The sequence below is a fragment of the uncultured Cardiobacterium sp. genome, from assembly GCF_938028825.1.
In the GTDB taxonomy this organism is placed as follows: Bacteria; Pseudomonadota; Gammaproteobacteria; order Cardiobacteriales; family Cardiobacteriaceae; genus Cardiobacterium.
The window spans coordinates 1-3,562 of sequence record NZ_CALIZP010000057.1; the positions used below are offsets into that span (position 1 = coordinate 1).

At 62.2% G+C, this 3,562-nt stretch carries 3 protein-coding genes and 2 pseudogenes; 1 reads left to right on the plus strand and 4 read right to left on the minus strand.

Annotated features, from left to right (window positions below; translation table 11 throughout):
- Positions 1-45 precede the first annotated feature (45 nt).
- From Q0562_RS08685 to Q0562_RS08700, 4 genes and pseudogenes are all read right to left on the minus strand, one after another.
- Positions 46-210 (minus strand): annotated as a pseudogene (locus Q0562_RS08685) (cupin domain-containing protein); the annotation flags it as partial.
- Positions 199-663: pseudogene (locus Q0562_RS08690) on the minus strand (carboxylesterase family protein); the annotation flags it as partial. The pseudogenes Q0562_RS08690 and Q0562_RS08685, both read right to left, overlap by 12 nt.
- Before the next feature lie 134 nt (positions 664-797).
- Positions 798-1,793, minus strand: coding sequence for an alpha/beta hydrolase (locus Q0562_RS08695; protein WP_298643529.1), 996 nt, complete (start codon positions 1,791-1,793; stop codon positions 798-800).
- Between the two features lie 33 nt (positions 1,794-1,826).
- The gene (locus Q0562_RS08700) at positions 1,827-2,420 is read right to left on the minus strand and encodes a flavodoxin (RefSeq protein ID WP_298643531.1); all 594 of its coding nucleotides are present in this window, start codon (positions 2,418-2,420) and stop codon (positions 1,827-1,829) included.
- Positions 2,421-2,546: 126 nt separating this feature from the next.
- Between Q0562_RS08700 and Q0562_RS08705 the strand changes: the two genes are divergently transcribed.
- Positions 2,547-3,422, plus strand: a complete 876-nt coding sequence (locus tag Q0562_RS08705; RefSeq protein WP_298643533.1) for a LysR family transcriptional regulator — start codon at positions 2,547-2,549, stop codon at positions 3,420-3,422.
- Positions 3,423-3,562: the final 140 nt, after the last annotated feature.

The following is a 3,562-nucleotide window of genomic DNA, read 5'->3' on the forward strand; positions in this document are numbered from 1 at the left end:
TGATATCGACAAGCTATTTAGGATCTGTATGAAAAATGAAATCCATTAGCTATAAGCATCAAGGGCGGCGTATTGGACATCATCGACAGGTTCGCACCATTCGTTGTCTGCACCTTCTTTGGGAACGGTAACGGAAATGTGTGAAAACCATTGGTCTTTGACCGCGCCGTGCCAATGTTTGACTTCGGGCGGAATATCGACCACATCGCCTGTGCGCGCCAGGTTTTCGCCGTCGTAGCTGTGCAAGTCATTGGATGCGCCTGATTAGAAACCGCCGCCGTGAATTCACACCATGACCGCCCGTTTGTTGCCGTCGTTTTTCGGTGCCCAGATGTTCAGGTTCAGGCATTGCTCGCTTTCCGGCATTTCAGGGCCGGCAAAGAAGAAAGAACGCCCGCCCATCGGCACCTGCGGGCAAACGTCGCCATAGGTCAGGGCCAGTTTTTCGCCCTGCCAGTTTGCCACTTTTTGCGGTGGCATGAAGCGGGCAGCAGTGGCATACGGAATGCCCTTGTAGGTCAGGATGTCGCGGTGGATATAGCCTTGCACCGTGCCGCTTTGGGTTTGCACGACGGCGATGCCGTTACCCGCCTGTATGGCGTCGGCGTGGGCAAAAGCAGGCAGGGCCAGGGTGATGGCGAGGATAAGTAGGTGCTTTTTCATAAGTGCTCCTGTCATGGGTAAAGGGCGGAAGGCGGCGGGTGGTGCGTGGCAATAGTGGCAAGCCAAGCGTTTTTTCCGGTACGCCGCTGTCTCCGCGAGTCTGGTCTTGTCGTCCGCCAGGGCGACAGGTTTGTTTACAGGTTCTTGCCGAAAAAGTCCTTCAGCTTGGCGCTGATTTCTTTGACGTATTCCGGCTGCCAGTAGGTCTGGATGTGGCTCGCGCCCTTGACGAGATAGAGTTCTTTATCGGCGGTTCCCGTGGCGTTTTTGAAGACTTCTTCGCTCATGTAAAGGCTGTCGGCCTTGTCGCCGGCAATCATCAAGAGCGGCTGGTTAATCAAATCCACGTTGGTGTTGACGTCGAAGGTCATCAGGTCTTGCAGGCTGCTCAAGGTGTAGTTGGTCTGCGAGTTCGGGTGGGCGTGGGTCTGCGCGTAGTATTCGTAGCCTTCGCGGTACATCTCAAAAGGCAGCGCCGCGACTTGCTCTTTCGTCATACCCGCCGCAAACGCGGGCGAATATTGCACTTCGCCGCCTGCCACTTCCTGGGCGCGGGCGACTGCCGCTTGTTGCAAACGCTGCCGGATGGTGTCGGTCTGGCTGCGCATGAAGCCGTTGCGCCGCGCGTCGCCACTGTTGAACAGGGAAATCGTCGCCACCGCCCGGAAGCGCTTATCCCCCTGGGCTGCCTTCAGGGCGTAACCTCCGCCGCCACAGATGCCGAGCAGGCCGAGGCGATTGACATCCACGCCTTGGTACCGGCCGATGAAGTCGGCGGCGGCGCGGATGTCTTCGATGCGGAATGCGGGCCGGTCGGTGTAGCGTGGTTCGCCGCCGCTGGCGCCCTGGTAGGCGGCGTCAAAGGCAATGGTGATATAGCCCGCTTCCGCCAGTTTCTGCGCATACAGCCCGGCGACCTGTTCTTTCACGCCACCGTTGGGGTGGGCGACGACGATGGCCGGGTAGCTTTTCGCCGGGTTGAATCCGGCGGGGGTGTAGACGTTGGCCGCCGCTTCGATGCCGTTGGCCGGGTAATGCACCGGCTGCAAATGCACCGCCCCCGGAACGTTGGCCCGCAGGGCGCCGGCGTAGGTCAGGGTAAAGGGATTTGCTGAGTAATCAGTGGTCATGGGCGCTCCTATTCAGATGAAAACAATGGGAAATTATGAATTAAGCCAGGCGCGCACCGTCCGGGCCACGGCCGCGCGGCGTTGGCCCTGTATGGCCAGGAGAATGCCCTTTTTCTCGTAGCCGCCTTCAACGCTGAGGCCCGGCAGGATGCGACTCTGCGGGGCCAGCCGGGCCAGGGTGGCAAAGCCGTCGCCGACGCCATAGCCCGCATGGGTATTAAAGGGACAGAGGGTTTTACCGCCCAGGTCGGCCTGGCGTAAAAAAGTCTGCACGGGCGACGGCAGCTGCATGGCCCAGGTCGGCCAGCCGAGATAAATGCGCTCCACACCGGTCAAATCGGGCATGGCGGCCAGCGGGTGGCCACTACCGTCCGCCAGTTCTTTGGCGGCGGCCGCCACCTGGGCCTGATAGTCCCGGGGATAGGGCGGCTGCGGTTCGAGGGCGAAAAGAATGCCGCCGGTCTGTTCGGTGATGATTTCAGCCACGGCGCGGGTGTTGCCGCTGCGGGACAGGTAAACGACGAGCGGGCGGGACGGGCGGGCGTGGGTCATGGCGGGTATCAGGGCGGCGGCGGTGAACAGGGTGAGCAGTCGGCGGCGGCGCATGGCCGCAGGCAGATGAAACATGATTGCTCCTTTATGGTGGCAATGGAGGCAGGATAGCGGCAAGATTTATCCGGATAAACCGCCTTCTGCCGTATGTACTGTTCGGCAATAGCGGACAATCCCCTACCCTTTCTTGGAGGAAACGCCATGCGCCGCTTTAACGACATCTACCTCTTCCTGCACGTCGCCCGCTGCGGCAGCTTCACCGCCGCCGCGCGACAACTGGGCCTGTCCAAATCCGCCCTCAGCCAGAACATCGCCAATCTGGAAGACGCGCTGGGACTGCGCCTCTTCAACCGCAGCACACGCAGCCTCGCCCTCACCGCCGCCGGGGAGCGGCTGCTCGCTGCCAGCGCCGCGCCCTTCGCCGCGATTGAAGCGGGGCTGGAGCGCCTGCGTGAAGACAGCGACGGCGTCCCGGTGCGCATCAATGCCCCACAACTCGCCTGCGAGTGGATACTGCTGCCCAAACTGCGCCCGCTGCTCGCCGCCAACCCGCACCTGCGCGTGGAAATCACGGTGGACAACCGCTTTGTGGACATCGTCGGCGAAGGCTACGACCTCGGCGTGCGCCTCGGCGACGAGGTGGCAAAAGACATGGTGGCGTTGCGCATCTCGCCGCCGCTGACCATGACGCTGGTCGCCTCGCCGCCATACCTGCACGCCAACCCGCCGCCGCAGACGATGGACGACTTGCCGCAACACCGCCTGATCGGCCTGCGCCTGCGCCATGCCGACGGCGCGCTCCTGCCGTGGGAACTGACGGTGGACGGTGAGCGGCGGGAATACCGCCCGGCGGCGCAGGTGGTGGTCAACCAGAACCAGAAACAGGCGGCGCTGGCGCACCTCGGCATCGCGCAAGTCTCGCTGCCGCTGGTCGCGGACGAACTGGCGCGCGGCGCGCTGGTGGAAGTGCTGCCCGCCTGCGCGGTCGCGTACCCGCCGCTTTACGCCTACTACCCCAACCGCAAAGGCCACCCGGCGGCGCTCGCGCAAGTGCTGGCGGCGCTTCGGGAAGCATGAAGCGGGGCAATTCCCTTTCCATCGTCGCCATACAACACCATCCGGGTATCCCGCAAACGGGAGAAGAGTGTCTATCATGCGGGCTTTCGTACACGACAAAAATCCATCGCCCGCCGAAGTAGTGGATATCAATGCTTCGT

What these genes read in the sequence shown, in the direction of transcription:
- Q0562_RS08695 (WP_298643529.1), bottom strand. Translation starts at nt 1,793, where the DNA reads ATGACCACTGATTACTCAGCAAATCCCTTTACCCTGACCTACGCCGGC.
- Q0562_RS08700 (WP_298643531.1), bottom strand. Translation starts at nt 2,420, where the DNA reads ATGTTTCATCTGCCTGCGGCCATGCGCCGCCGCCGACTGCTCACCCTG.
- Q0562_RS08705 (WP_298643533.1), top strand. Translation starts at nt 2,547, where the DNA reads ATGCGCCGCTTTAACGACATCTACCTCTTCCTGCACGTCGCCCGCTGC.